Source organism: Dyadobacter sp. OTU695 (assembly GCF_038440355.1).
In the GTDB taxonomy this organism is placed as follows: domain Bacteria; phylum Bacteroidota; class Bacteroidia; order Cytophagales; family Spirosomataceae; genus Dyadobacter.
The window spans coordinates 13,262-38,868 of record NZ_JASATN010000011.1 but is presented as its reverse complement, the minus strand read 5'-3'; the positions used below and the strand labels follow the sequence as shown (position 1 = coordinate 38,868).

The 25,607-nt window shown below is 49.4% G+C and carries 22 protein-coding genes; 9 read left to right on the top strand and 13 right to left on the bottom strand.

Annotation, left to right across the window (positions count from 1 at the left end; all coding sequences use genetic code 11):
- Positions 1 to 89: 89 nt before the first annotated feature.
- Positions 90 to 2,450, bottom strand: coding sequence for an ABC transporter permease (locus AAHB90_RS19825; protein ID WP_342086939.1), 2,361 nt, complete (start codon positions 2,448 to 2,450; stop codon positions 90 to 92).
- An 82-nt stretch (positions 2,451 to 2,532) separates the two neighbouring features.
- Between AAHB90_RS19825 and AAHB90_RS19820 the strand changes: the two genes are divergently transcribed.
- Together AAHB90_RS19820 and AAHB90_RS19815 are read left to right on the top strand one after the other, a co-directional pair.
- A complete protein-coding gene (locus AAHB90_RS19820; RefSeq protein ID WP_342086938.1) occupies positions 2,533 to 2,763 on the top strand; it encodes a hypothetical protein in 231 nt (76 codons plus the stop codon).
- Positions 2,738 to 3,166: a PIN domain-containing protein gene (locus tag AAHB90_RS19815; RefSeq protein ID WP_342086937.1), complete on the top strand. Its 429-nt coding sequence runs from the start codon at positions 2,738 to 2,740 to the stop codon at positions 3,164 to 3,166. Before AAHB90_RS19820 ends, AAHB90_RS19815 begins: the two co-directional genes overlap by 26 nt.
- Before the next feature lies 1 nt (position 3,167).
- Here the strand turns inward: AAHB90_RS19815 and AAHB90_RS19810 are convergent, their stop codons facing one another.
- The 3 genes from AAHB90_RS19810 to AAHB90_RS19800 form a co-directional block, all read right to left on the bottom strand.
- A complete protein-coding gene (locus tag AAHB90_RS19810) occupies positions 3,168 to 5,600 on the bottom strand; it encodes an ABC transporter permease (RefSeq protein WP_342086936.1) in 2,433 nt (810 codons plus the stop codon).
- Between the two features lie 12 nt (positions 5,601 to 5,612).
- On the bottom strand, positions 5,613 to 6,290 hold the full coding sequence (locus AAHB90_RS19805) for a hypothetical protein (protein ID WP_342086935.1): 678 nt from the start codon (positions 6,288 to 6,290) through the stop codon (positions 5,613 to 5,615).
- A gap of 141 nt (positions 6,291 to 6,431) precedes the next feature.
- Positions 6,432 to 7,109: an ABC transporter ATP-binding protein gene (locus tag AAHB90_RS19800; RefSeq protein WP_342086934.1), complete on the bottom strand. Its 678-nt coding sequence runs from the start codon at positions 7,107 to 7,109 to the stop codon at positions 6,432 to 6,434.
- Between the two features lie 85 nt (positions 7,110 to 7,194).
- Between AAHB90_RS19800 and AAHB90_RS19795 the strand changes: the two genes are divergently transcribed.
- A complete protein-coding gene (locus AAHB90_RS19795) occupies positions 7,195 to 7,554 on the top strand; it encodes a four helix bundle protein (protein ID WP_342086933.1) in 360 nt (119 codons plus the stop codon).
- A 51-nt stretch (positions 7,555 to 7,605) separates the two neighbouring features.
- Here the strand turns inward: AAHB90_RS19795 and AAHB90_RS19790 are convergent, their stop codons facing one another.
- The gene (locus AAHB90_RS19790) at positions 7,606 to 8,853 is read right to left on the bottom strand and encodes an efflux RND transporter periplasmic adaptor subunit (protein ID WP_342086932.1); all 1,248 of its coding nucleotides are present in this window, start codon (positions 8,851 to 8,853) and stop codon (positions 7,606 to 7,608) included.
- A gap of 373 nt (positions 8,854 to 9,226) precedes the next feature.
- Here AAHB90_RS19790 and AAHB90_RS19785 point away from each other — a divergent pair, with 373 nt between their 5' ends.
- Both AAHB90_RS19785 and AAHB90_RS19780 read left to right on the top strand, forming a co-directional pair.
- Positions 9,227 to 10,600 (top strand): sigma-54-dependent transcriptional regulator, encoded by a 1,374-nt coding sequence (locus tag AAHB90_RS19785; RefSeq protein ID WP_342086931.1) that lies wholly within the window; start codon positions 9,227 to 9,229, stop codon positions 10,598 to 10,600.
- Between the two features lie 93 nt (positions 10,601 to 10,693).
- Positions 10,694 to 12,640 carry a glycoside hydrolase family 127 protein gene (locus AAHB90_RS19780; protein ID WP_342086930.1) on the top strand — a complete coding sequence of 649 codons (1,947 nt, stop codon included), beginning with the start codon at positions 10,694 to 10,696 and terminating at the stop codon, positions 12,638 to 12,640.
- 47 nt (positions 12,641 to 12,687) lie between these two features.
- On the opposite strand, the gene AAHB90_RS19775 is transcribed toward AAHB90_RS19780, so the two are convergent.
- Positions 12,688 to 13,605 carry an LEA type 2 family protein gene (locus AAHB90_RS19775; protein ID WP_342086929.1) on the bottom strand — a complete coding sequence of 306 codons (918 nt, stop codon included), beginning with the start codon at positions 13,603 to 13,605 and terminating at the stop codon, positions 12,688 to 12,690.
- Between the two features lie 215 nt (positions 13,606 to 13,820).
- On the opposite strand from AAHB90_RS19775, the gene AAHB90_RS19770 reads away from it, so the two are divergent.
- On the top strand, positions 13,821 to 14,363 hold the full coding sequence (locus tag AAHB90_RS19770; RefSeq protein ID WP_342086928.1) for a YciE/YciF ferroxidase family protein: 543 nt from the start codon (positions 13,821 to 13,823) through the stop codon (positions 14,361 to 14,363).
- A gap of 73 nt (positions 14,364 to 14,436) precedes the next feature.
- On the opposite strand, the gene AAHB90_RS19765 is transcribed toward AAHB90_RS19770, so the two are convergent.
- The 6 genes from AAHB90_RS19765 to thiM all read right to left on the bottom strand — a co-directional run bounded on the left by AAHB90_RS19765 (position 14,437) and on the right by thiM (position 20,515).
- Positions 14,437 to 14,937 carry a pyridoxamine 5'-phosphate oxidase family protein gene (locus AAHB90_RS19765; RefSeq protein ID WP_342086927.1) on the bottom strand — a complete coding sequence of 167 codons (501 nt, stop codon included), beginning with the start codon at positions 14,935 to 14,937 and terminating at the stop codon, positions 14,437 to 14,439.
- Between the two features lie 72 nt (positions 14,938 to 15,009).
- Positions 15,010 to 17,325: a TonB-dependent receptor gene (locus AAHB90_RS19760; protein WP_342086926.1), complete on the bottom strand. Its 2,316-nt coding sequence runs from the start codon at positions 17,323 to 17,325 to the stop codon at positions 15,010 to 15,012.
- A 224-nt stretch (positions 17,326 to 17,549) separates the two neighbouring features.
- A complete protein-coding gene (gene tenA, locus AAHB90_RS19755; RefSeq protein ID WP_342086925.1) occupies positions 17,550 to 18,200 on the bottom strand; it encodes a thiaminase II in 651 nt (216 codons plus the stop codon).
- Positions 18,197 to 19,018 (bottom strand): bifunctional hydroxymethylpyrimidine kinase/phosphomethylpyrimidine kinase, encoded by an 822-nt coding sequence (gene thiD, locus AAHB90_RS19750; protein WP_342086924.1) that lies wholly within the window; start codon positions 19,016 to 19,018, stop codon positions 18,197 to 18,199. The genes tenA and thiD overlap by 4 nt, the downstream gene beginning before the upstream one ends.
- Positions 19,019 to 19,045: 27 nt before the next feature.
- The gene (gene thiE / locus AAHB90_RS19745; RefSeq protein ID WP_342086923.1) at positions 19,046 to 19,705 is read right to left on the bottom strand and encodes a thiamine phosphate synthase; all 660 of its coding nucleotides are present in this window, start codon (positions 19,703 to 19,705) and stop codon (positions 19,046 to 19,048) included.
- A gap of 12 nt (positions 19,706 to 19,717) precedes the next feature.
- Positions 19,718 to 20,515 (bottom strand): hydroxyethylthiazole kinase, encoded by a 798-nt coding sequence (gene thiM, locus AAHB90_RS19740; RefSeq protein ID WP_342086922.1) that lies wholly within the window; start codon positions 20,513 to 20,515, stop codon positions 19,718 to 19,720.
- A gap of 290 nt (positions 20,516 to 20,805) precedes the next feature.
- On the opposite strand from thiM, the gene hxpB reads away from it, so the two are divergent.
- Positions 20,806 to 21,480: a hexitol phosphatase HxpB gene (hxpB, locus tag AAHB90_RS19735; protein ID WP_342086921.1), complete on the top strand. Its 675-nt coding sequence runs from the start codon at positions 20,806 to 20,808 to the stop codon at positions 21,478 to 21,480.
- 54 nt (positions 21,481 to 21,534) lie between these two features.
- Positions 21,535 to 22,848: a sensor histidine kinase gene (locus AAHB90_RS19730; protein WP_342087096.1), complete on the top strand. Its 1,314-nt coding sequence runs from the start codon at positions 21,535 to 21,537 to the stop codon at positions 22,846 to 22,848.
- A 24-nt stretch (positions 22,849 to 22,872) separates the two neighbouring features.
- Here AAHB90_RS19730 and AAHB90_RS19725 read toward each other — a convergent pair whose 3' ends face one another.
- The gene (locus AAHB90_RS19725; protein ID WP_342086920.1) at positions 22,873 to 24,564 is read right to left on the bottom strand and encodes an amino acid permease; all 1,692 of its coding nucleotides are present in this window, start codon (positions 24,562 to 24,564) and stop codon (positions 22,873 to 22,875) included.
- A gap of 199 nt (positions 24,565 to 24,763) precedes the next feature.
- On the opposite strand from AAHB90_RS19725, the gene AAHB90_RS19720 reads away from it, so the two are divergent.
- Complete coding sequence (locus AAHB90_RS19720; RefSeq protein ID WP_342086919.1) at positions 24,764 to 25,549, top strand: phosphatidylinositol-specific phospholipase C/glycerophosphodiester phosphodiesterase family protein; 786 nt, start codon at positions 24,764 to 24,766, stop codon at positions 25,547 to 25,549.
- Positions 25,550 to 25,607: the final 58 nt, after the last annotated feature.

The window sequence follows — 25,607 nt, the reverse complement described above, 5'->3', positions numbered from 1 at the left end:
GGGGTGGAAGGGAAGGAAGGGAAGTTACCAAGAGGGGTACATCCCTCCTTTCCTCCCCTTCCTCCATCCTCCCTTTTCTCCCTCTCCTTTCATTCCGATTTCAATGATTTGACCGGGTTCATCAGCGCTGCCTTGATCGCCTGGAAACTCACCGTAAGCAGTGCTATCAGCAAGGCGGCCACACCGGCGACTGCGAAATACCACCATTCCATATCGATCCGGAAGGCATATTTTTCAAGCCAACCATTCAGGAAATACCAGGCGACAGGGAATGCAATGATAGCGGCGATGCCTACCAGTTTCAGGAAATCAGCCGACAGCATCCCAACTACATTTGAAATACTGGCTCCCAGTACCTTGCGCACTCCGATTTCCTTCGTCCGCTGCTCGGCGGTAAATGCTGCCAGGCCGAACAACCCCAGACAGGATATAAAAATGGCCAGAAATGCAAAGTAATTGGAGAGCTTACCGACAACCGTTTCGGCTTTGTACAGGTTACCAAATTCTTCATCCGCAAAATGGTATTTGAACGGCACGCCAGAGTTGTACCGTCTGAAAACCTTTTCGAGGCTTTCGATCGCCTGTTTTGTTTTCCCTGCCTCCGCACGTACCATACCTACTCCCCATGCCTCTTTTTTAGGTTGAAGGCTAATAATCAAAGGCTCGATCGCCACGTGTAGCGAGCCGATGTGAAAGTCTTTCATCAAACCGATGATCTTGCCTTTTTTACCCCACATGGTCAGTTCCTTGCCGACAGGGTCCTTGTAGCCGATCTTCTTCGCAGCCGCTTCATTCACCAGGTAATTGGAAGTGTCCGTTCCAAATGCAGGGCTGAAATCGCGGCCATCGATCAGCTTGACACCCATCGTTTCGATAAAATTGAAGCCCACCGGGTTCACGTTGAAAAGCAACTGCTTGGTCGTGTCCTTGCCGGGCCAGTTTACGCCCATCGTAGAGCTGCCGTATGCCAGCGGGCTCGCCTGTGAGCGCGCCACCGACTTGATGCCTGGCTCTGCTTCGAGCGCCTGCTTGAATGCATCGAAATTAGTACTCATTGTATTTTCGATATCAGGAATGTAAAGCAGGTTTTCCTGACTGAAACCGAGGTTTTTATGCTGGATATAATCTATCTGTCGGTAAATGACGATCATTGAAAGGATCAGCAGGATCGACAATCCGAACTGAAATACCACCAGTCCCTGCCGGAAATAAGTAGCAGTCGGCTTGAACTTCAATGCACCTTTCAAAATCGTGACCGGGTTGAGCGACGACATGAACAATGCAGGATAACTTCCGGCTACAAGGCCTGTGATCAATGTCAGTACCAGCAGCAGGAGTAGAAATGCCGGGTCCAGAAAATCGAGCGAGAGTTGTTTGTCGGTCAGGGAGTTAAAACCAGGCAACAATGCAAATACAATCGCAATCGCGACCACTAGCGCAAGCAGCGTAATCAGGATCGACTCACCCATAAACTGCGCGATCAGGCTTGTCTTATAAGCGCCTACCACTTTGCGCAAGCCCACCTCTTTCGCCCTTTTCACCGAACGGGCTGTGGCCAGGTTCATGAAGTTGATGCAGGCAATGATCAGAATAAATACCGCCACAACTGTAAACATCCGCACATACTCTATGCGGCCGCCGTTCTGCTTGCCCGCCTCCCAGTTTGAATACAGGTACGACTCCCCGTAATTGATCAGGAAGAGATCGACGTTACTGTCCTTATTTTTGGTTTTGATATAACCCCTGATCTTTGCGTTGACCTTGTTGATATCAGCATTTTTTGCCAGTAATACCGCGCAGCGAGGACCGTTATTGCCCCATTCCTTTGCCCAGGCAGCACCTTTGAGCCAGCGGTCGTAGCTCATGATGAAGTCAAATTTCATAGACGAATACCGCGGAATCTCTTCCAGTATCCCGGTAACCACAACGTCGTCCTTATTGTCGACGCGCATCGCTTTTCCCATCGGGTCCTGGCCTTTGAAGTATTTGTCGGCCAGTTTTTGGGAAATCACAATGCCGTCGGGGCGTTTGAGGGCTGTCCGGGCATCTCCCTGTTTGAGTTTAAACGAAAACATCGACAGAAAATCGCCCTGCACATAGCGGCCCTTTTCATTGTCAAATACATTTCCAGCCCTCAAAACCGGTTGAACCTCCCAAAGTATCTGGCTGGCCTTTTCAATCTCCGGAATGTCTTTCACGATATGCTCTGCCAGAATCCCGGGCGTAGCAGCGTAGGTGTTGATCTCCCCGGAATAATGCTGGTTTTCCATGACCGAATAAAGCCGGGCGTCGTTTTCATGAAACCGGTCCATTTTGATTTCGTCCTGCACCCAAAGCATAATCAGCAAACTGCAGGCCATTCCGAGCGCCAGCCCAAGGATGTTAATCGAGCTGAACATCTTGTTTTTCAACAAATTCCGCCAGGCGATTTTCAGATAGTTTTTAAGCATACCGTTTGTTCATTGGTTATGGAATAAATAGGTTCCACAATATGTTATTTGATATATTTGACTAACAGTAAATTCAGACACTATGGAATTGGTCAGAAAAATTATTGTCCCTGCTACTGACTCATACCTTCTAACACTGCCGAAGGAAATGGTTGGAAAGCAAATTGAGGTGACTGCTGTTGAAGTCGGCTCCTCAATTCCTGTCGATACCGATGCCAGAATGAAAAAAATCAACGATTCCTTATCTAACCTGAAAGTAGACCTTACTAACTGGAAATTTGATAGGAATGAAGCAAATAACTACGACGAATAGAATTGCTGTCGATACGAATGTTCTTATTTACCTTCATGAAGACACACCAACTTTTAAAAACGAGATCTCAAAGTATATTGTCCGGAATTTACCTGTCATATCGAGCCAGGTTATTTCAGAGTATGTCAATGTATTAAACCGGCTGTTACGTCCACCTAAGGCAATTCTGATTGATCACTGCATTACATTAACTGAGGATTGTACGATTATCGGCATGGATCATGAAATCATGCTCAAAGCACGCGATCTTGTGATCAAATATGACTTTCAAGTCTTTGATAGCATTATTGTCGCATCTGCATTACTGGCGGGCTGCGAAATTCTTTATTCAGAGGATTTTCAACATGACTTCGTTGTTGAACATCAACTGACAATTATCAATCCCTACCTCGAACTCCAATAACCTACTCCGACTTCAAAGACTTCACCGGGTTCATCAGCGCAGCTTTTATACTTTGAAAACTTACCGTGAGCAATGCGATAACGATCGCCAGCAATCCTGCCGCGGCGAACATCCACCAGGCCAGGTCGACGTGGTAAGCGAAGTCGCTTAGCCAGTGGTTCATCCCAAACCAGGCGATCGGACTGCCGATAACGATGGCTATGACAATCAGCTTGATAAACTCTTTGGAAAGCAGGGCTACAATATTGGCGACACTCGCTCCAAGCACTTTGCGTACACCGATCTCCTTCGTGCGGCGCTCGGCTGTGAACGCCGACAGGCCGAACAAACCCAGGCAACCAATAATGATGGAAATGGTGGCGAAAGTGATAAATATCTGCCCTACCCGCTGTTCGCTGCGATAGACGTTATCGAAATCCTGGTCCATGAACCGGTAATTGAATGGCTGGCCGGGCGCCATTTTCTTCCAGAGTGCTTCCACTTGCTCTACTGTTCGCTGTGCATCCCCGCCTTTCATGCGGAACACTACGGAGCCCGAGCTTTTGGAAAGGATAAGGCTCAATGCACCGATATTCTTCCGGAGCGATTCAAAATGGAAATTTTTCACGACTCCGATGATGGTGTTGTCGACCCGTTTCGTTAATGCCGCGTCTTCATAACCAAATATCTTCTTACCAATCGGATCCGCATAGCCCAGCACTTTTGCTGCGGCCTCGTTGATGACAATACCTGTAGAGTCCGACGGGAATGTTTCTTCAAAAGCGCGGCCGTTGGCCATTTTGAGCTGCATTGTTTTCACAAAATCGTAGTCCACAGCCCATTTCTGCATATTGATGCCCTTGTCCTGCTGCATCTGACCAACGGGGAAAAACGTGTGGTCCGTGCGGGAAGAAGGTGTCGGCAGGAAGCTGGTAACCGTGGCATTTTCCACATTGGGTAGCTGCAAAACCTGCTCTTTGAATGCCTTTACCTGGTTGTCCAATGCATAAGCATCGTTCACAATCAGCATTTGATCTTTATTGAATCCAAGCTTTTTGGTTTGAATGTAGTTGAGCTGCCGATGAATAACGCCCGTACCGACAATCAGCATTACAGAAATGACGAATTGGAATACTACCAACGCATTCCGCAGGTAACCGCTTCCCTTCCCTTCAAGCTCGATCGTATTTTTCAGAACTTTCAGTGGCTGGAATGCCGAGAGGAAAAATGCAGGATAACTTCCCGCAAGCACGCCTACTATACTGCCGGTAAGCAGCGTGACAGACCAGAACCACATATTCGTGATTGGGAACTGGATTTGCTTGCTGGCCAGATTGTTGAATAACGGCAACGCCAGGTAGGCGATCAGCATCGCAAGAACGAGAGAAAAGAAGCTCAGCATTACCGACTCAGTCAGGAACTGGCTCACCAGCGACGACCGTTCCGAACCCAATGCCTTGCGTACGCCCACTTCCTTTGCCCGGTTGGCCGAGCGCGCCGTGGCGAGGTTCATGAAATTGACGCAGGCAATGGCCAGCAGAAAAATAGCGACTACACCGAAAATGTAGACATACTGGATGTTGCCGTTTGCATTAATCTCCGCCGTGCGATCCGAATGCAGATGGATATCCGTAAGCGGCATTAATGTATAAACGAGGTAATTGCCCGATTTCCTGACCTCGTCCAGCGTGGAGCCCAGAAAGGTCTTGATCCATTTGGAAGTATACTTTTGCAAAACAGTTTCGAAATTTTTCTCAAACTGCCTTGCATTAACTCCCTCACGGAACAGGATATAAGTATTAAAATTATGGCTACCCCAGGCGTTACTTCTGCTTTCTTCTGTTGAACTCATGGAAAGCAACATATTCAGGTCGCGCATGTGTGACTGTGCGGGAATGTCCTGCATAACACCCGTAACGGTATACGTAACGCTGTTATCCACCATCAACGCCTTACCCATCGGGTTAGCATCTCCGAAATATTTCCGGGCATCTGTTTCCGAGAGCACAACAGTTTGCGGATTATGCAATGCCGTGTTGGGGTCACCTTGCAAAAGAGGTACGGAGAAGACATTGAAGAATGTAGAATCGACGAAGAAAACGCGCTCTTCCTTTAAATTCTCAGCTGCATCCGCCCGTCGTACGAGCTGGCTGCCGTTTTCACGCATGCGCACTACCTGCTCGATTTGAGGATAGTCCTTTTTCAGGGTAAATGCCAAAGGATCGGGCGCTACTGCGAGCGACATATCAGCTCCGCCAAAACGGATATCCGCATTGACCCGGAAAATACGGTCGGCATTCGCGAATGCGCGGTCATAACTCAGCTCGTCGACCACATAAAGCGTGATAAGCAGGCAGCTCGCCAGCCCAAGCGACAAACCGAATATGTTTAGAAACGTGTAAAACTTGTGTTTACGCAGATTCCGCCAGGCAATTTTCAGATAGTTTTTTAGCATTAATTCAAGCTTTTACATTTCCATGCCGTTTCCCGGCAAGCCCATTTCGCATTCAAATTTTTCGATAATCCGTTGGCGCTCTTTTTCCGATTTTTCGGCGGCATTCACGGTCTTTTCGTAGATATACTCATCGCCATCCTTTGTAAACCTGTATTTGATAAACATCTCGCCCGTTTCGGAATTGTAGCGCACGTGCCTCGAAAAATCTTTCGGATACTTTGAAGCGGGTTCTTTGATAAAACCTTTGCCCGAGGAAATCATTTCAGCATTCATCTCATTGGAAGAGAATGCCATTGTTTCCGGACCTTCATCGGATACGCCATCATCCGACCATTCGTCGGCCGAAGGTTTAGGGGCAACAGGAGGCGCCGATGGTTTGGGCTTGCGCTTAGGTGAAGGCGAAGCTACGGCAACCGATTCCTTGCAAACGCCTTTCGGGGCAGGTAATTCCAGATTTCCCTCGGCAATGGATGATAATACCTTATCGCGTAATGCCTCGCGGTCCTCCTGGCTCATGCCATCTACGTCGAACGTCTTATCGATATCGACCTCTTTGCCGTCCAGCGTTCCGGAAATTTTTATCGACAGCTTTCTGCCGTCGTCATCGATGCTTCTGCTCAGGTAAGCCCTTTTCTGGGCAATGGCCAGCGTGCTTGCGCCGGCCAAAAGGATGGTTAAGATTTTCTTCATGGTTAGATTTGGCATATTGTTCAAACTAGCTTCGGCCGGGGGATCCGGTCTGGGACTCCACATTGCATTCAAGGGGGCCTCTGCCCCGCGTCAAAGGTTCCTGCTATAAAGCCGCGCTAGTCGTCAATAGCCGGAGGATTTCTAAACATGTATTTTCTCAGTCACGATCTTGCCGTCAAACAAGTTCACTACCCGGTGTGCGAAACCGGCATCGTAAGGCGAGTGCGTTACCATCAGGATCGTCGTTCCGGCACCGTTCAACTGGCTTAGCAGATTCATTACTTCTTCTCCGTTCTTGGAGTCAAGGTTACCCGTCGGCTCATCCGCCAGAATAGTCTTCGGCGTGGCAACCACGGCGCGGGCGATGGCGGTACGCTGCTGCTGACCACCTGATAACTGTTGCGGGAAGTGATTGCGGCGGTGCATCATGTTCATACGGGTAAGCGCAGCCTCTACTTTTTCCTTGCGTTCTGCGGGAGGTGTTTTGAGGTAAAGCAACGGCAGCTCCACGTTTTCATAAACCGTCAGTTCGTCGATCAGGTTAAAGCTCTGGAACACGAAACCGATGTTACCCTTGCGGATCTGCGCACGCTGGCGTTCCGACATTTTCGCTACCTCCGTGCCGTAAAATTCATACGAACCTTCGCTCGGGTTATCGAGCAATCCGAGGATGTTCAGTAAAGTCGATTTCCCACAACCGGAAGGTCCCATGATAGCCACAAATTCGCCATCCTTAATTTCCAGGTCAATCCCATTGAGGGCAGTTGTTTCTACCTCTTCCGTAGAAAACACCTTGTGCATGTTGCTGATTTTGATCATTGTTTTAAAGGCTTGGAGGAAAGGGAGGAAGGAGGAAGGGGAAAATGGTTATTATTGCCCTTATCTTTCATCAATCCTGTTAGTTATGTCAAAAGTTGAAAAATTTGAAGATTTAAAAATTTGGCAGGATGGGATCAACTTATCCATCCATGTTTATCAAACGCTCGACGCTTGCCGTGATTTTAGTCTCAAAGATCAGATGTGCCGAGCCGCGGTTTCGGTTCCGTCTAACATTGCTGAGGGTTTCGAGCGTCATTCTAACAAAGAGTTTATACGTTTTTTAAGAATTGCAAAAGGATCTTCCGGTGAACTAAGAACCCAAATTTACATCGCCATGGCAACGGGTTTGATAAGCGGGGAAAAAGGAACAGAACTTATCTCCAAAAGCCGCCTCCTGTCCGCGATGATTCAAAACCTGATCAAAACAAGAGAAACAAACTTCTAAGCTCACCCACTCACCGTTCCTCCCCTTCCTCCATCCTCCCTTTCTTCCCAATTAAAATTCCAACACCTCGTTATCCCCAAAGTTCTCATATGAGCTGGTAATCACCTTCTCACCGGGTTGCAGACCTTCGAGTACTTCGAAATATTCAGGGTTTTTACGGCCTAGCGTAATCTTACGTTTCGAAGCACGCTTGCCGCCGTCGCCTACCACATACACCCAGTTTCCGCCTGTTTCCGAGAAGAAACCGCCCACCGGGAGCAATGTTGCCTGTGAAGGCTGGCCGAGTTGGAGACGGATCGGTGCAGACTGACCTCTTTTTACCAGCTCGGGAGCGCCGTTGTCAAACTTCATGTCCACTTCGAAACGTCCGCTCAAAATCTCCGGATATATTTTGATGATTTTCAAACCGTAGTCTTTGCCGTTGAACTCCATGGAGCCACTCAGCCCGACGAAAATCCGTGACAAGTAGTGTTCATCCACACTGACACGCATTTTGAAACCATTCAGGTCGTCGATCTGGCCGATATTCTGGCCTTGGCTGATGTTGGAACCGACTTCTATATTCATGGACGACAACAGGCCCGATACCGGTGCTTTTACGACGAGGTTGTCGAGCGTCTGGCGCCACAGGCTCACGTTTTTCTGCGTGCTGGCCAAAGTTCCTTCGAGCTGGTTAATCTGCATTTTGGCATTTTCTTCCTGGTATTTCTGCGATTCAATTTCGATTTCGCGTTGTCTTACCAGCTTTTCGTATTCACGCTTCGTTTTCAGGTAGTCCGCTTCCGGAATGACCTTGTCTTTATAGAGCTTCACGTTACGGTCGTGTGCATCTTTCGCCTGATCGAGTTGGAAATCGAGGTCGCTCAACGTCTTTTGCAGCGTAAAACGCGCCACTTTCAAGTTCTGACGTGTATTTTGAAGATCGTTTACCAGGCGACTTGCCTCTGTTTCCGATTGGAGAAAGCTCAGCTTCAGATTTTGGTTTTCGAGGCGGAGCAGCACGTCGCCCTGCTTCACCATATTACCGCCTTCAACCAGTTTCTCGGTCACATAACCACCCACGATCGCATCGAGCTGAATGGTTTTAAGTGGCTGAACCACCCCGGTTACAACAATAAATTCGTCGAATTTGCCTTTTTGGACTGTCGATATTGTCAGTTTATCCTGCTCCACATTCAGCTTGCTTCTTTTATCGGCAAAAAAGAACTGATAGATCAGAAATGATACCAGCAAAACGCTACCGCCAATAATACTGATGCGTTTGGTATTCCAGAATTTCTTGGGTTTGACTCGGTCCATTGTTGATCCTCCGGAAAATCCGTTGCTGCTGCTTGTCGAGTTAGGTGTCTTAACTTCCATTATATGCTAGTGATTGAGTTCGCCTTTGTATTTGGCTTTTATAGTCCAATCACTATGCCAAAGAAAACAACGCTATCTAATCATCTGAAAATCAATATAATTTAAATTCAGAACACCGGGAATAATGTTCGTTATCGGACAAGTTTGTTCGGGCGCGGACAAGCCGCTTTTAGGGCGTTTTTAAGGTAAAATAGTGACATTTTAGCTTGTTAGGAAATAATATTTGAAATTGCGTCCTTATCTTGACAAACAATTGCGTTAAGTCCTTATCCGGCAGTGTTAACCCGCCTGCGCACCACAAGAAAGAACAGCCATGCTACTATCAGAAGCCAAAATCCTGATTATCGACGACGATGTTGACGTGCTCAGTGCCGCCAAACTTTTACTGAAACGGCACGCCAAAGCGGTCGACATAGAAAAGAATCCCCAAAAACTGCCATTCCTCGTCACCAACGGCGATTACAACCTGATCCTGCTCGACATGAACTTCACCCGCGACGTCAACAGCGGTCGTGAAGGATTCCATTGGCTCGACCGCATCCTGGACATCAATCCGGCTGCAAAGGTGATTATGATCACCGCTTACGGCGACATAGAAATGGCTATCCGCGCGATCAAGGCCGGAGCGATCGATTTTGTGCTGAAACCCTGGGAAAATGACAAACTGCTAGCGACGATCAGCACGGCCCTGGAAGGCGGCAAAGACAAGATCGTACCGGTTCAGGAAGAGAAATCCAAGGACGATAGCAAGAAAAACAACAATAAGGCTGCATCCGATGCCATAGTAGCCACCAGCGATAGCATGCGCCAGGTACTGCTGACCGCCGAGCGTGTGGCGGCAACCGACGCTAATGTGCTCATATTAGGAGAAAACGGTACCGGCAAAACGCAGCTCGCCAAGCATGTTCACCAGCATTCCAAACGTGCGGACAAGCCATTTGTAGCCGTCGACCTGGGCGCGATCAGCGAGACATTGTTTGAAAGCGAACTGTTCGGTCATGTGAAAGGGGCATTTACGGACGCGAAAGAAGACCGCGCCGGCCGGTTTGAAGAAGCCAAAGGCGGCACCATTTTCCTCGACGAAATCGGTAACCTGACACTGCCATTGCAGGCCAAGCTGTTGACGGTCATTCAGGAACGTAAAGTAACCCGTGTCGGCTCCAACAAGCCCATTGCGCTGGACGTCCGCCTGATGTGCGCGACGAATATGAATATCGAAAAAATGGTAGCCGACAAGGTATTCCGCCAGGATCTGCTTTACCGGATCAATACCATCGAACTCGAACTACCGCCCTTGCGCGACAGGCCCGAGGATATCAGTGCATTGGCCGAATATTATCTCAAACTATACGCCAAAAAGTATAACCGTCCCGTCAACGATATCAGCAATGCGTTGGTCAAGAAAATGCAGCAGTACAACTGGCCGGGCAATATCCGGGAACTGCAACACGCCGTGGAGCGTGCGGTGATCCTTTCACAGGAAAAAACCTTGCAACCTGATGATCTTTTCCTCAAAAGTTCGGCCGGGCAGCCTGCCACCGCAACCGGTTTTGACCTCGAAGACATGGAAAAAACGATGATCATCAAAGCCTTGAAACGCTTCAATGGAAACATCACCGACGCAGCCCGTGAGCTGGGTCTCAGCCGCGCAGCGCTTTACCGACGGATGGAAAAATACGGCCTCTAAGCAGTATCAAGCCGTACGGAAGTACAAACTTGGCATGTTTTTTGGGTTTAGATCTGATTAAAAGCTCAACAGCATTCCAACTTTGTACTTCCGATGACCAAATCGCTTCCTATATTCATCCTCGTTCTTTTTACCCACATCCTATTTGCACAAACCGGCGGCATCAAACCCGTTCCGCTGAAAAACGTTACAACCACCGCTGGTTTCTGGCATGATCGCGTTGAGATCGCCCGGGCGGTGACCATCCCGCATGCATTGCATCAATGCGAGGAATCGGGGCGCTTCGACAACTTTGCCGTCGCTGGCGGATTAAAGAAAGGGGTATTCAAAGGCGCGCGCTTTGATGATTCTGATGTTTTCAAAGTCGTGGAAGGCGCTTCCTATGTACTTCAAAATCAATACGACCCGAAACTCGACCATTACCTCGACTCGCTGATTACGCTGTTTGCGGCGGCACAGGAGCCCGACGGGTATCTCTATACCATCAGGACCATTAATAAGGATACCACCGGTTCCTACGACTGGATCGCCGGTCCCTACCGCTATTCGTTCGAAAACGGAAGCCATGAACTTTACAACGTGGGCCACCTTTACGAGGCGGCCGTAGCACATTATGAGGCCACCGGTAAAAAAACATTGCTGAATATCGCTATCAAAAATGCCGACCATCTGGTCAAAACCATTGGTCCAAAACCGGGACAAATAGTGGTGGTACCTGGCCATGAGGAAACCGAACTCGCGTTGATCCGCCTCTACCGCGTCACAGGCAAGCCCGAATACCTTGCCCTTTCGAAATTCTTCATCGATATGCGCGGCCGTTCCGACAAGCGCACCCTCTTCCTCGACGAGCACAAGCTGGGGCCCGCCTATTTCCAGGACCAGGTTCCCTTCGTGCGCCAGCGCGAGGCGGTAGGGCACGCGGTGCGCGCACAATACCTGTATACGGGCGTAGCCGATCTGCTCAGTCTGCAACCCGACCCGAAAAATGATGCAGCCGTGCACGCTATCTGGGACGATGCGACATTTAAAAAACAATATGTAACGGGCGGAATGGGCGCTCGGGAGGACGGCGAAGCATTCGATAAACCCTACATTTTGCCCAACGACAATGCCTACGCAGAAACCTGCGCCGCGATCGCGAACATGCTCTGGAACCATAAAATGTACCTGTTGACCGGCGAGGCAAAATATATGGATGTCTTCGAGCGAGTACTTTACAATGGTTTTCTGGGGGGAATGGGTGTAAAGGGCAATACATTCTTTTATGTCAATCCAATGTCGTCCAACGGCACCAATGATTTCAACAAAGGCTCCGGGGCGGTACGGCACGAATGGTTCGGTACCGCTTGCTGCCCTACCAATGTCTCGCGATTCCTGCCTTCGATGCCTGCCTATATGTATGCAACGCAGGGTAATACATTAGTTATCAATCTTTTCGGTGATACAAAAGCGGACATCAAACTTCCGAACACGGCGGTTCAGATTACCCAGCAGACGCAATATCCATGGCAGGGAAATATCCGCATTCAGATAGACCCGGAAAAGAGCAGCGCATTCCCGCTCCATATCCGCATTCCTGGCTGGGCAACAGGTGAGGCCATTCCGGGTGATTTATATAGTTATGAAGACAAGTTGACCAAACCCACAGACCTGATTATCAATGGCAAAAAAACGGAAGCTACCATTGAAAACGGCTACCTGAAATTGAACCGTACCTGGAAAAAGGGAGATGTGATCGAACTCGTGCTGGACATGCCCGTGCGCAAGGTAATCGCCAATGAAAAGCTGAAAAGCAACCAGGGCAAGGTCGCGATCGAGCGCGGGCCGGTACTTTACTGCGCGGAAGGCCATGACAATGGTGGAAAAGCACTTTCCATTAAAATATCCGGCACACAGGAATTTACGCCTTCCTATCAAAAAGAAATACTCGGTGGTATTAATGTGTTGAAAACAAAAGAGCAGAACATTACATTGATCCCCTACTACGCATGGGCCAACCGCGGTGCGAATGAAATGACGATCTGGTTCGACAAACAGTAACTGTTTAACCGGCATTAACCCGGGCAACTTCACATTGCCCGGGTTTTCTATTCCCTGCCCAAATTCTTCTGAAAAGCCTCCACATCCTTCAATTCTCCGTCCATGACGAGGTTGATATCGCTATTGTTTAAAACTTCGCTCTCCGACTTGATCTTACCTTTGAAATAGAATGTAAAAGGCAGTTCCTTCCCTTTGCCGATCATCTGAGCCCCTGCTTTGATCACTTTTCCAAGGCTTACAGACAAAGGAATTTCGTAAATGTCTTTGCTCTTGGATTTCACCTTCGTGATACCCGTCACAGCTCCTTCGGCAAAGCGCTTTTGCTTTCCCAGATCCATGGCATAACGTGGATCCTGAAATTCCAGTGAGAACGGGTTGAGATTGGTAACTTCCACTTTTACGACAATGTCCGATTCTTTTAGCCCCAGCTTTTTGAAATCATAGCCCGCCAATTTGATCATGGGAAGGCGGTAGAGCGGCAGCCGTTTGTCCATTTCGAGTACCAGTGAATCCTTGCCGAGAAACGACTTTTCAAAATGCAGGATGGTTTTGAAATGATACTCGGCACTATCCTGTCCTTTTGCCGCCAGATCGTCGCCTTCGATACGGAGTTTTTTGATCTTGACCTTGGCGGGTAATGTCAGCAATGAGCTGTCGGCTGCATTTACTTCCAATGGTTGATCGTAATGGTCCTCTACGATCGTCGTGCCGTTCATTTTCACGACATAGTTGATGTTTTTCAAATGCATGCCCACCGGCAGTGGATTGTTGACGAGCATTTTGAGGTTCATTTTGATCGTACTGTCCGTCACATCGCTAATGTGCGCAATGCTCATTTCTACATGTGGTTTGAGGCCTGTAACGGCGTCGGGCTTACTCTTTTTGAAGAAATACCAAACCCCGAAGGCGACAGCGGCAAGGAGTAGGATGATGATGACCGGTTTAAATGGTTTCCGTTGTTTCATGATGTCAGATGATTTATCGTGCTGGCTTAAAAAAGTATTCCCACTTCTTTCAGGCCCGCGCCCCACGTATATGTGTAGGAATATCTTCAAGGATGGGCCACAGACTTGCCGCAAACGGGATTGGGCTGCTGGTATGGATTTTTAAAAACAATGCCGCAACTGGATGGCGATCGCCATCACTTCAACAAAACCACGACCATTAAAACTTTATGATCATGAAAGCGACAAAAAGCAAAACAAGTCCTAAGAAAATCACCGAAGCGGAAAGCAATAAGCTGAAAGAATTATTTGTAGATGGTCTTAAAGACATTTATTGGGCTGAAAAGAACCTGGCGAAGGCCCTCACGAAAATGGCTAAAAATACCACATCGGACGAGCTGAAAGCCGCATTCGAACAGCATACCACTGAAACCGAAGAACACGCAGCACGCGTGGAAGAGATTTTCGGGCTGATCGGCGAAAAAGCACAGGCCAAAAAATGTGCGGCAATGGAAGGGCTGATCGAAGAAGCAAACGAAATCCTGGAAAATACCGACAAAGGCACGATGGTACGCGACTGTGGACTGATTATGGCCGCACAGAAAGTGGAACATTACGAAATGGCATCATACGGTACCCTACGCAACATCGCCCGCACGCTGGGCCACAACGACGTAGCCGATATGCTGCAACTAACGCTCGACCAGGAAGGTGAAACTGATCACAAGCTCACCGAACTGGCAGAGGCCTATGTGAACGAGGAAGCAAGTGTAGAGTAAAGGCGTCTGCCTTTTATAAAGCAGAGAGGCGATCGGGAATCCCGACCGCCTCTTTTGCATTCAATATATACATCTACACCAGATTCAACCTGCCATGATCCCCTCCATCCGGTGTACTGCCCGTGATCACCGCTTTGAGCATCGAAAAGAATACGACCATTTTGGAAGAAGTACTATCCCAATAAGCAGCTTCTTGTGTGGTAACCCTGAGAACTGCCAGATCCGGATCATCCTTTCCACCCGGAAACCAGGCTTTCGACATCAGATTCCACAGTTCTTCCTTACGGCGTTCGCTCTCCACGATCGAGGCTGTGCCCGACACACTCAGATAAGTATTGTTTTTAGGGTCTGAGTAAATCAATGTTACGGGATCGCCGCGGTGCGCATCTTTCACAAGCCCGGTATGCCTGCTGGTGAAGAACCACACATTACCTTCGGCGTCGATGTCCAGCGTCGTCATCGGCCGCGATACGATCCGGCCGTCCTCGTACGTCGTGTACATACAGAACCGGATATCCTCAGCCAGCGTTTTCAGTTTCTTAATGGCCTGATTATCTTCAAAATCCTTTTCCATAACCGTTGTTTTTAGATCCGTTGAAATTTTGGTTTGAGCCAGAATTCATAAAACAACCGTTCCAAAGAGCACCTAGAATTCCAGCCGGTAATTCAGGATCGGCAGCATACCTGTCTGGGTAATCAGCTTCACCCGGTCCTCCTTCTTGTTGTAATAGCGGTCGAATGCATTCAGCCGGTTGGTCACATTCTGGATATCGAGCGAAATGGTCGAGGTTGTGCGCTTTTTGTTTTTGGTGTAACTCACACGCAGGTCGCCACGGAAATAGGCAGGAAGTTGCTCGGAATAGCTGCGCGACCAATCCCGTTCCGTGCGGCTCTTTTCCCTTGATTTTTCCAGATCGATCGGCGTGGTACGGTTACCGCCAGCGGCAAGAAGCTTGATATTTGCCGCGAATATGTTGGTTTTGCTCTTGCCGACCCGCCATTCCTTACCCGCGAGGAAGTTCTGCACATAATTGCCATTGAAGCGGCTGTCGCGCTCGATACCGTCGCGGCCAGTGTATTTGGATTGATACAACGAAGTCGTGCTCATCAGATAAATGCCGGCGGTCAGCGATTTCTCGACAGTCAATTCCAAACCATAACTTCTTCCTTTTCCATCGCTCGTCAGTGAATCGCTCACAAAACCGCTGATCTCATTCAACTGCGAATTGTGGAGCAAATAGGGCGTGGTCGTGTTCACAGGGCCGATCGGGATATTATAATGGTGCTGGTAATAAGTTTCTGCAAGCACCCGCCAACTCGCCGACGGCCTGAATTCATATCCTGCTACAAAATGGGCTGATTTGGTCAGTTTGAGGTTTTTATTCAATAAATCAGTTTTACCGTCCGACACTTTTACCTGGGCAAAATAAGTCGAAATGGATTCTGTCTTGCTATGCAAACCTGCCCCGAAACTAACCGTCGAACGCGGGGCAACCGCCCATCTCAGGCCCACTCTCGGTTCGATCGAATAGCGGTTGTTCAGTGCCAGCAGCATACCATGCAAACCCGCATTCATAGTAACGGTGGGTGTTAGACGCGACTTCCATTGCGCATAGGCCTGAAACAGCTGGGTATTCCCCTTCCTGTCCACATTGATTTCATAGGGACCGTCCTCATTATCCTTATCGTAGAGGTTAAAATCCATATGATTGATAACCACCCCCAAACGCACCGTATTGCGCGCATTGAGTTTGTAGTTGTATAAAGAGGAGAGCCTAAGTACCTGGTTTACAAATTTCTGCTGGTAAGTTGCGTCGATATTTTTGTCATAAAAATCCCCGGTTTGGCTTGTCGCCGAGTACGAAACAATGCTCTCCATGTAGGATTTACTATTGATATACCGGAGATAGTTCACGCCAACCATTCCACGGTTAGACTTGAAAGTTTCCTTAAAATCATCATCATTAACCTTTGACGTGCTAATGCCCCCTAAGCCCCAGACGCTTACCACCACTTTATCGTCGTAAGGAATATATACCTTAAAAGCGCCATCCTGAAAATCGATCGAAGCATCGCCATTAAGATTAACCCCGATCTTATTAAGCACGGAAAGAGTAGAATAGCGGTAATTGGCCAGATAAGAAGCACCGCCCCTGGTGCCAATGGGACCTTCGGCGGCGAAATCGAGCCCGAGAATCCCGGCCTGCATTGCATATTCACGTTTTTCATTGTTCCCTTTTCTGAGTTTGAGGTCAAAAACACCGGATGTTGCATTACCGTATTCTGCGGGAAAGGCGCCCGTCAGAAAGTCGGAGTTACCCAGCACGTTGGCACTCAATGCACTAATACCTCCTCCGCTCGCCCCTTCCTGCGCGAAGTGGTTCGGGTTCGGGATTTCTACGCCTTCCATCCGCCACAACATTCCTTTCGGGCTGTTCCCCCTGATGATGAGCTGATTACTGCCATCATCGGTAGCCGCTACGCCGGCAAACGACATCGCCATCCGTGCCGGGTCGTTCACAGATGCGGCAAAACGCTTCGTCTGGTCCACCGTGAACGAGCGGCCGCTCACGCTTACCATGTCATTTAAAGGCGCGCCATTTTCTTTCTGGGCTTTTACAACGACTTCATTCAGAGCCCGGAACGATTCCGTCAGCTTGATATTCAATTCGACCTCTTTTCCCGAGCCGACATTAATTTCCTGCACGAATGCATCGTCATATCCTATACTGGTGATTTTAAACGAATGCCGGCCGACGGGCACTTTCTCAATGCGGAAATTCCCCTCGGTATCAGTCACCCCGCCGATGATGGGTGTCACCGTAGTCACGATCACATTAGCTCCGATCACCGGTTGCTGCGATTCGGTATCGACGACGCGTCCTTTGACGGTCTGGGCAGGTTGGGCAATGGCCAGGGCACTCACGGCCCCGGCCATTATGGTCAGGATAAATTTTTTCATGGCTGGTTGTTTTGTAATTCTGACAACTCAGCAATGAGGTACCCTAAAAGTTATGACAATTTTTTTGGGACACAGGTGTTTCTGGCGGCTGGGTAACGTTCGGGATTGTCAATGATCGTCAAGAGTCGTCATGGGTGGTAGGCGGGGACTGTCAAGAGTAGTCAGGGGTAGTCAGGAGGGGGCAAAAGTAGTCAGGAATAGTTGTTGGTGGGCGGCGTGGCCCCTTAGGCTGGCCATTCCTCCAATTGGTATGCGCTATCCCAAAAAACATATTCGAGGCGCGAAGCGGTTACGTAAGCTTCAATCATTTTGGCTCGCGTGATTTCCGACGCATTTTCGGCGAGTTGGTTGCAGATATCCAGCGCCTTTTGCACCGAATGGGCGAAATCTTCTCCTGCGTAAGCATTAATCCAGTTCTGATAGGAATTGGGTGTGGCCTGGTTGGCGTAGATATAGTCACCGATTTGTTTATAAATCCAAAAGCAGGGAAGCAACGCGGCGACCGCCACTTCGTAGGATTCAAATGCACTGGTAGCCATCAGATAATTGGTATAGGCAAAACAGCCTGGCGCTTTACCCGATTGGTAGTCGATGACATATTCCTTGAAGTACCCCAAATGCAATGCCCGTTCTACGAGAATGGCATTTTGAGCAAATTGAAGGAAATCGAGCAACTCGTGGCTGTTACCGGCCTTTGTACCCGCTACGGCCAGGGCCCGCGCGAAATCAGCGAGGTAGAGGGAATCCTGGTAAATGTAAAATTTGAATTTCTCGAGCGGTAATGTGCCCTCTTTCAGCTCCTGATTGAAGGGATGCTGCTGTATTTTTTCAAAGATGGGTAGCGCCTCGGCCCAGAGCAAATCAGTAAATTTCATGAAAGAATCTGCATGGAAAGTGGTGAAAAAGAATGATTCAGCGGACCGGGACCATGACCTGTAACGACGTCTTTGCCTTCCCTGATAGCACCGGCAATGTAGTCCTTCGCGAAAATGATCGACTCCGCCAGCGAATAGCCCCTGGCCAGGTATGTGGCGATGGCCGACGACAATGTGCAGCCCGTACCATGTACGTTCCGGCTTTCAATATAGTCCGATTCAAGGATCAGCGGCGCCTGCCCGCTCTGCGCCAATACGTCGTAGATTGTCGGCGCTACGAGGTGACCACCTTTCAACAACACGGCCTTACATCCTTTTTCGACCATTTGAATCGCTGCTCCCTTCATGGTTGCCGGGGTACGGATCTTGCCGCCGATTAGTATTTCAGCCTCGTCGAGGTTGGGAGTAATGAGATCCGCGCGGGGAAAAAGCTCTTCCCATAGCACCGCAACCGTTTCGTCCTGAATGAGTTTCGATCCGCTGGTAGACACCATCACCGGGTCGAAAACCACAAAACGCGGCCGGAAACGATCGAGCGCATGCGCGATCACCAGTGCTACTTCCACGGTATTAACCATACCGATTTTAACGGCATCAATGGTTATATCTTCAAAAACAGCTTCCAACTGTTCCTGCAAGAAAGCGGGCGGCACGGAGTGTATGGCCCTTACGCCCCGGGTATTCTGGGCAGTAAGTGCCGTGATGGCCGAAGTCCCGTAGGCTCCCAGTGCGGCAATCGTTTTCAGATCGGCCTGGATGCCTGCGCCACCTCCGCTATCGGATCCGGCAATGGTAAGTACAGTTGGGTAGCGGTTCATATGAATGTTTTTTAAGGTCAGGTGTTGTCAGGAAGTAGTCTTGGCCGGCCATAACATTGATTCCTGAACAATTGTTTTAAGTTCCCTCGCAGCCTCTCGCGGCGACGGTGCGCTGCAAATCGCCGATACTACCGCAATGCCGCTTGCGCCGTTCATTACTGCCTCGCGGACATTGCCCGCATGAAGCCCACCGATGACCACCAGCGGATGTCGGCTTTGCTGCCGCACCCATTGCAACCCTTCAATCTCCCAGGGCTTTTCAATGTCGGTCTTGGTAGGCGTAGCAAACAATGGGCTTACAGCAAGATACGACAGGTTCCAATGCTCCGCTTCGAGCACATCGGGCTGCTTTTCCGCCGACAAACCAATAATTTTCCCCTCGCCAAGCAAACGATGGGCCATTTGAAAAGGCATATCGCTCTGCCCGATATGAACGCCGTCTACATCCGCGGCCAAAGCCACATCCACGCGGTCATTAATGATCAATGGCACATTATAAATTTCCAAAAGGCTTTTCAAACGCTTTGCACGATCGATAAATGCGCGGGTCGAAAGCGATTTCTCCCGCAATTGCACCATTGTAACACCACCCTTCACGGCCTCTTCCACGACCCAGTAAAAGTCGCGGCCAAGGCACGCAGCCTCGTCGGTTACCAAATACAGTTCGAGGTTTGAATTTATATGCATTTCAAAATACAGTTATTCAAACTTAACCCTGCTCAATTCGGCCAGATGTGCCGGGCTCACCTCCGCTAAGGTATCCAGAAACGCAATCTGAAACGAACCGGGCAGTTTCGCATTCCGGTATGCCAGTTCCCCGCAAACACCCATGGTAGCCGCAGCCGAAACAGCAGCTTCGAACGGATCGTTGCAAACTGCCGCGAAAGCCCCCGCAATGGCGGATGCGGAACATCCCATACCTGTCACTTTCGTCATCAGAGGCACTCCATTCGAAACCCAGGCGGTGCGGTCGCCATACACGATCACATCCACGGCCCCGCTCACGCTTACAACCGAGCCGAAGCGCACACTCAACGCCTGTGCGGCGCCGATGCTATCGACGGAATCCGTGGTGCTGTCGACGCCCTTCGTCTGAACATTTGCGCCCGCCAATGCGAGTATCTCCGAACCGTTGCCGCGGATAATGGTCGGCGGCGCCGTTTCCAGCAGTTCGGTAAGCACTTTGTTCCGGTACGTCGTCGCACCAGCGCCTACCGGGTCGAGGATGATAGGTTTGCCGAGCTCGGCCGCCCTTTTCATGGCAAGCTTCATTCCCTCAACCCAATGGCCGGAAAGCGTCCCTATATTGATAACCAGGGCTCCCGCAATCGAAACCATCCCCTCTACTTCCTCCACCGCGTGCGCCATCACGGGCGACGCCCCAACTGCCAGTAATGCATTGGCGGTGAAATTCATTACAACGAAATTGGTAATGTTATGAACCAGCGGAGCCGAGCCGCGCAGTTTTTCCAGATTTGCTTGTAACTGAATAGCCATTGTTGTTGCTTTTTAATGGGAGGAAGGAAGATGGGATGAAGGGGAGGAAGGAGGAAAGGGAGGAAGGAAAAGGGGAAACTGAATGCACTCCCTTTCGTCCCCTTCTTCCCTCTCGTCCCCTTCTTCCCTTTCGTCCCCTTCCTCCCTTTCATCCCCTTCCTCCCTTTCATCCCCTTCCTCCTTTTCGTCCCTTTCATCCCGTTCGTCCCTTTTCACCAAAGGTCCTTCTTCGTGACCGACGAATGTAGTAGTTTTGGGTGGTTATCAAAAATCCATACACTCCCCTGATCATGATCAAAGCGGCAATTTTCGACATGGACGGCTTGCTTATCGACTCCGAACCGATGTGGACGGAAGCGGCCCGTTCTGTCATGCAAAAAGTAAATTTTGAAATCACCGACGCGCTTCGCCTTCAAAGTACCGGCTTATCTATCAAGCTATTTCTCGATTTCTGTCACCAAATCCAGCCCTGGAACACGCCAACTTTCGAAGAGCTGGAAATGGAAATACTGGAAAAGGCGCATCACGACATTCTGGCAAGTGCCGAAGCAATGCCCGGCGCCATTGCTTTGGTCAAAGAACTGAAAAAGGAGGGGCTGAAACTGGCGGTTGCCTCGGCTTCGCATATGGAGCTCATTGAAGGCGTATTAAAAAGACTCGAAATTATTGACTATTTTGACACCTGGCATTCGGGCGAGTTGGAAGAACACACCAAGCCTCACCCGGCCGTATACCTGACAACTGCCAGGAAACTGGGTGTTTTGCCCGAAGAATGCATTGCTTTTGAAGACTCACACGCTGGCCTGCGCGCAGCCCACGCGGCGGGTATGATCACGATTTCGGTACCTGCGGCGGAAGTTTTTGAAGATAAAAAGTTTAATATGGCACATTACAAGATCCCTTCGCTCGAAAAGTACATTCTGAACGAGATGTCGGGCGTGCCGCAAAGTGTGACCGAAAACTAACCCCCGACCCTATTCCGCTTTCCCCGCATGATCGGACTCCGGCATTTCAGTATTATGATTATGATCAGGATAGCAATAATTGTCCTGAGTGTCGTTGCCCTCGCATGGCTCGCGTCCAAGCACACCAATGAAACGCTGGTGTACATTCTGGGCACCATTTTCATATTCATACAAGGCTCGCTGCTGTACCAGTATGTTACGAATGTCAACCGCAAGCTGACCTATTTCCTCGAATCCGTACGGTATTCGGATTTTACTATCAACTTCCGGTCCGACAACAAAATGGGCCGCACGTTCAAGGAACTCAACCAGCAGTTCAATGAAGTCTTACTGGCATTCAGGCAGGCGCGTGCAGAGAAAGAGGCGAACCTGCAATACCTGAACACCATTGTCCAGCACATCGGAACGGGCCTTATCACTTTCGACGCCAACGGCCAGGTAAACCTGATCAACAACGCCGCATTGCGTATGCTGGGCATTTACCGCCTGCACCAGCTGATCGAGCTTAAAGACAAGCATCCACGCCTGTACGAACTCATTTCCGACCTCGATACCGGGGTGCGCGAACTTTACCGCACGCCCAGCGACCAGCCGCTCGCTTTGCAGGCAGCCGCCATTCAACTCCGTGGGATGTGGGTCAAAATTGTGGTTTTGCAGAACATTCAAACTGAGTTGCAGCAACAGGAAGTCGAGTCTTGGCAAAACCTTACCCGGGTGCTGCGGCACGAGATCATGAACTCGATGACGCCCATCGTATCGCTCGTGGGTACCATGCGCCTGATTGTGAATGAAGATATCGAGCGCTCTACAAGCGACCAGGAGGCTGTAAATGATCTGAAAGAAGCGCTATCGACCCTCGAAAAGCGCAGCAAAGGCATGATGCAGTTCGTGAACGCCTACCGCGACTTCACGACGTTGCCCAAGCCCGTATTCGCCAACCTGGGCGTCGCCGAGCTTTTGCAGGAAGTATTACAATTGCTTCAAACCGAACTGACGCAATCCGGCGTGCTTTGGAAACTGTCGGTTAAACCTGAATTACTGACCGTAAAAGCCGATGCCAGCCAGATTCAGCAGGTGTTGATCAATCTTATTAAGAACGCCTCCGAGGCATTCTCCCATCAGACCGACCGGCTCATCACGCTTTCCGCTTACCAGGTCGACGGCACGGTCATCATCGAAGTGGCCGACAATGGTGACGGCATCGAACCTGAGGCACTGGAGAACATTTTCATTCCTTTCTACACGACCAAAAAAACCGGCTCCGGGATTGGATTAAGCCTTTCCCGACAGATCCTGCAACAACACAACGGGCAGCTGAACGTCGAGTCACAGGTAGGAAAGGGAACGGTGTTTACGCTGGTGTTTTAGGAAATATGGAAGCTCACCGCTTCCCTATTTTTTTGCCAGTTTGCTTTGCTTATATCCGTAGCTGAAATAAATCACGAGACCTATCGCCAGCCAGATCACGAAGATCAGCCAGTTAGAGGCTCCCAGTTCGGTCATCAGGTACAAATTGGTCAGGATTCCCGCCACGGGAAGCACGGAAAAGTTATGCTGGTAGCTCAATATCGACAGGGTACACCAGGTGATCCAGAAGATAATGGTCAATAGCTTATGCTCCATAATTTCCGTAAAGCTGAGCATTCTCCATTCGAGGATTACACTTTGTCCGTAAGTAAGGATCCCCAATATCGCCAGGAAGAACAATATACCTACAAGATATTTGCCATTGATATAAGGCACCCGGAATTTGGATCTCGCTGAAATGCCTTTATGATCGAGGTAAAGCACGCCGCCGCACACGAGGATGAATGCGAAGAAAGTCCCCACGCTCGTGAGGTCGACGAAGAAATCCATTTTGAAAAACAATGCCGGAATACCTACCACAAAACCCGTTACGATCGTCGCAAACGATGGTGTCTGGTACTTAGGGTGGATTTTGGCAAAACGTTTCCAAAGCAGGCCGTCGCGGCTCATCGTCATCCAGATCCTCGGCTGGCCCAATTGGTAAACCAGCAATGCACTGGTAATTGCGATTACCGAGCTTACCGAAATGACGCCCGCCATAAAATCCAGGCCATTTTTTTGGAATACAAATGCCAGCGGGTCGCTCACTTTCAGCTCGGTATAATTCACCATTCCCGTAAGCACAAGCGTAATGAGCACATATAATACGGTACAAATGACGAGGCAATAGATCATCGCCCTGGGCATATCGCGCTGCGGATTCCGGCATTCCTCGGCCGTCGTTGATATCGAATCAAATCCGATAAATGCAAAGAACACCGAAGCGACTCCGCTTAGCACACCTTTCACACCGTTCGGGGCAAAAGGTGACCAGTTTGCAGGTTTTACATAAAATGCCCCGGCCAGGATTACCAGTAATACCACGCCGATCTTCAAGACAACCATGATATTGCTTGCCGTCCGGGATTCGCGTATTCCAATGTAAACAAGCGCGGTTATCAGCAGGGTGACCAATCCGGCCGGAAGGTTCAGCAGTATGTGAAAATCGCCGATTGCAGGGGCAGTTTCATAGGCGTTAGCTGCAAAACGCTCATATTCAGAAAGTGCTGACGCGCCCGACGCCTGTAATTTCAGGAATGCTTCCCGTGCCGTCTGCCCGTTTATCGTCAGCCAGCCTGGCAGATTAATGCCAAAACCGTTCAGCATGCTCACAAAGTACTGTGACCAGGAAATCGCCACCACCATATTGGAAACCGCGTATTCGAGAATGAGGGCCCAGCCGATGATCCACGCGAACAATTCACCGAAAGCAACGTACGCATACGTGTATGCACTGCCGGACACCGGCACAGTGCTCGCGAACTGCGCATACGACAATGCCGTGAAAACGCAGGCGACAGCTGTAAAAACGAATAACAGCGAAACAGCAGGTCCGCCATTATAACTCGCGATTCCGATGGTGCTGAAAATACCTGCCCCGATAATGGCAGCTATCCCCAACGAAACCAGGTCCCGCACCCCCAGTATTTTAGCTAGCCCTCCTCCGCTTCCCTCATGGGCATCTTTCAGAATCTGGTCGACGGTTTTTTTTCGGAAAAGAGGAGAATTCTGGCTCATGCAGGCGTCAATTTATCAGGTATCAGTTTGTAATAAGTAGGGCTAAAAATAATGATATTCTAAAACGATCCCGGCATTGCCTGAAAATTTGTTCCTTTTATCCCAAAAAATCCGTAGAAAATTCTTTAACAGGGAAATCAAACTGGTAATGATTGCGTTATCGAACTATTCCCCGTTACTACGATCCGCCTATTTGCCCATGAAAAAAATCACTACATTCTTCATCAGCGTCAGTCTGTCCATTCAATTCATTGCGGCCCAAAGCGTTAAGTCCTATTCTACTGCCCAGGCACATTCGCACAATGATTATGAAAGGGCACACCCGTTTACGGACGCATATGAGCAGCAGTTCGGATCAATGGAAGCCGATATTTTCCTCGTCAACGATACGCTTTTTGTTGCCCATAACCTGAAAGACATCCGCCCCGACCGGACTTTCACCGCATTATACCTGCTTCCGATTCTTCAAAAAACAGAACAGAACGGCGGGCGGATTTACGCCCAGGACAATATTCCGCTGCAATTACTGATCGATCTTAAAACGGAAGGCGAACCTACGCTGGCGGCGTTGATCAAGGTGCTGGAACCTCACAAAAACATCTTTGCACCGACGGGGAGTGTCAAAGTGGTCGTCAGCGGTAATGTTCCCGACCCCACCCTGTTCGAGCAATACCCGAATTTCATCTATTTCGACGGCCGCCCCGAAAACGTTTACACCCCCGCGCAACTGGCGCATGTGGGGCTGATCAGCCAGGCATTTCAGAAGTATTCCAAATGGAACGGCGAAGGGCCCATTTTAGAAAAGGATAAAAAGAAGATCCAGAAGATGATCGGCGAAGTGCACGACCTGGGCAAAAAGGTGCGAATATGGGCCACGCCCGACAATATCAACTCCTGGAAAACCATGATGGCCCTGGACGTCGATTACCTCAATACCGACAAGGTTCGCGAGCTCGGCGACTACCTTCGTACTGCTCCCAGGTAGTTTTGCAAAACAAAATACGGCCTGCGATAATTTTTCAATAGTATCAAATGGCTTTGGA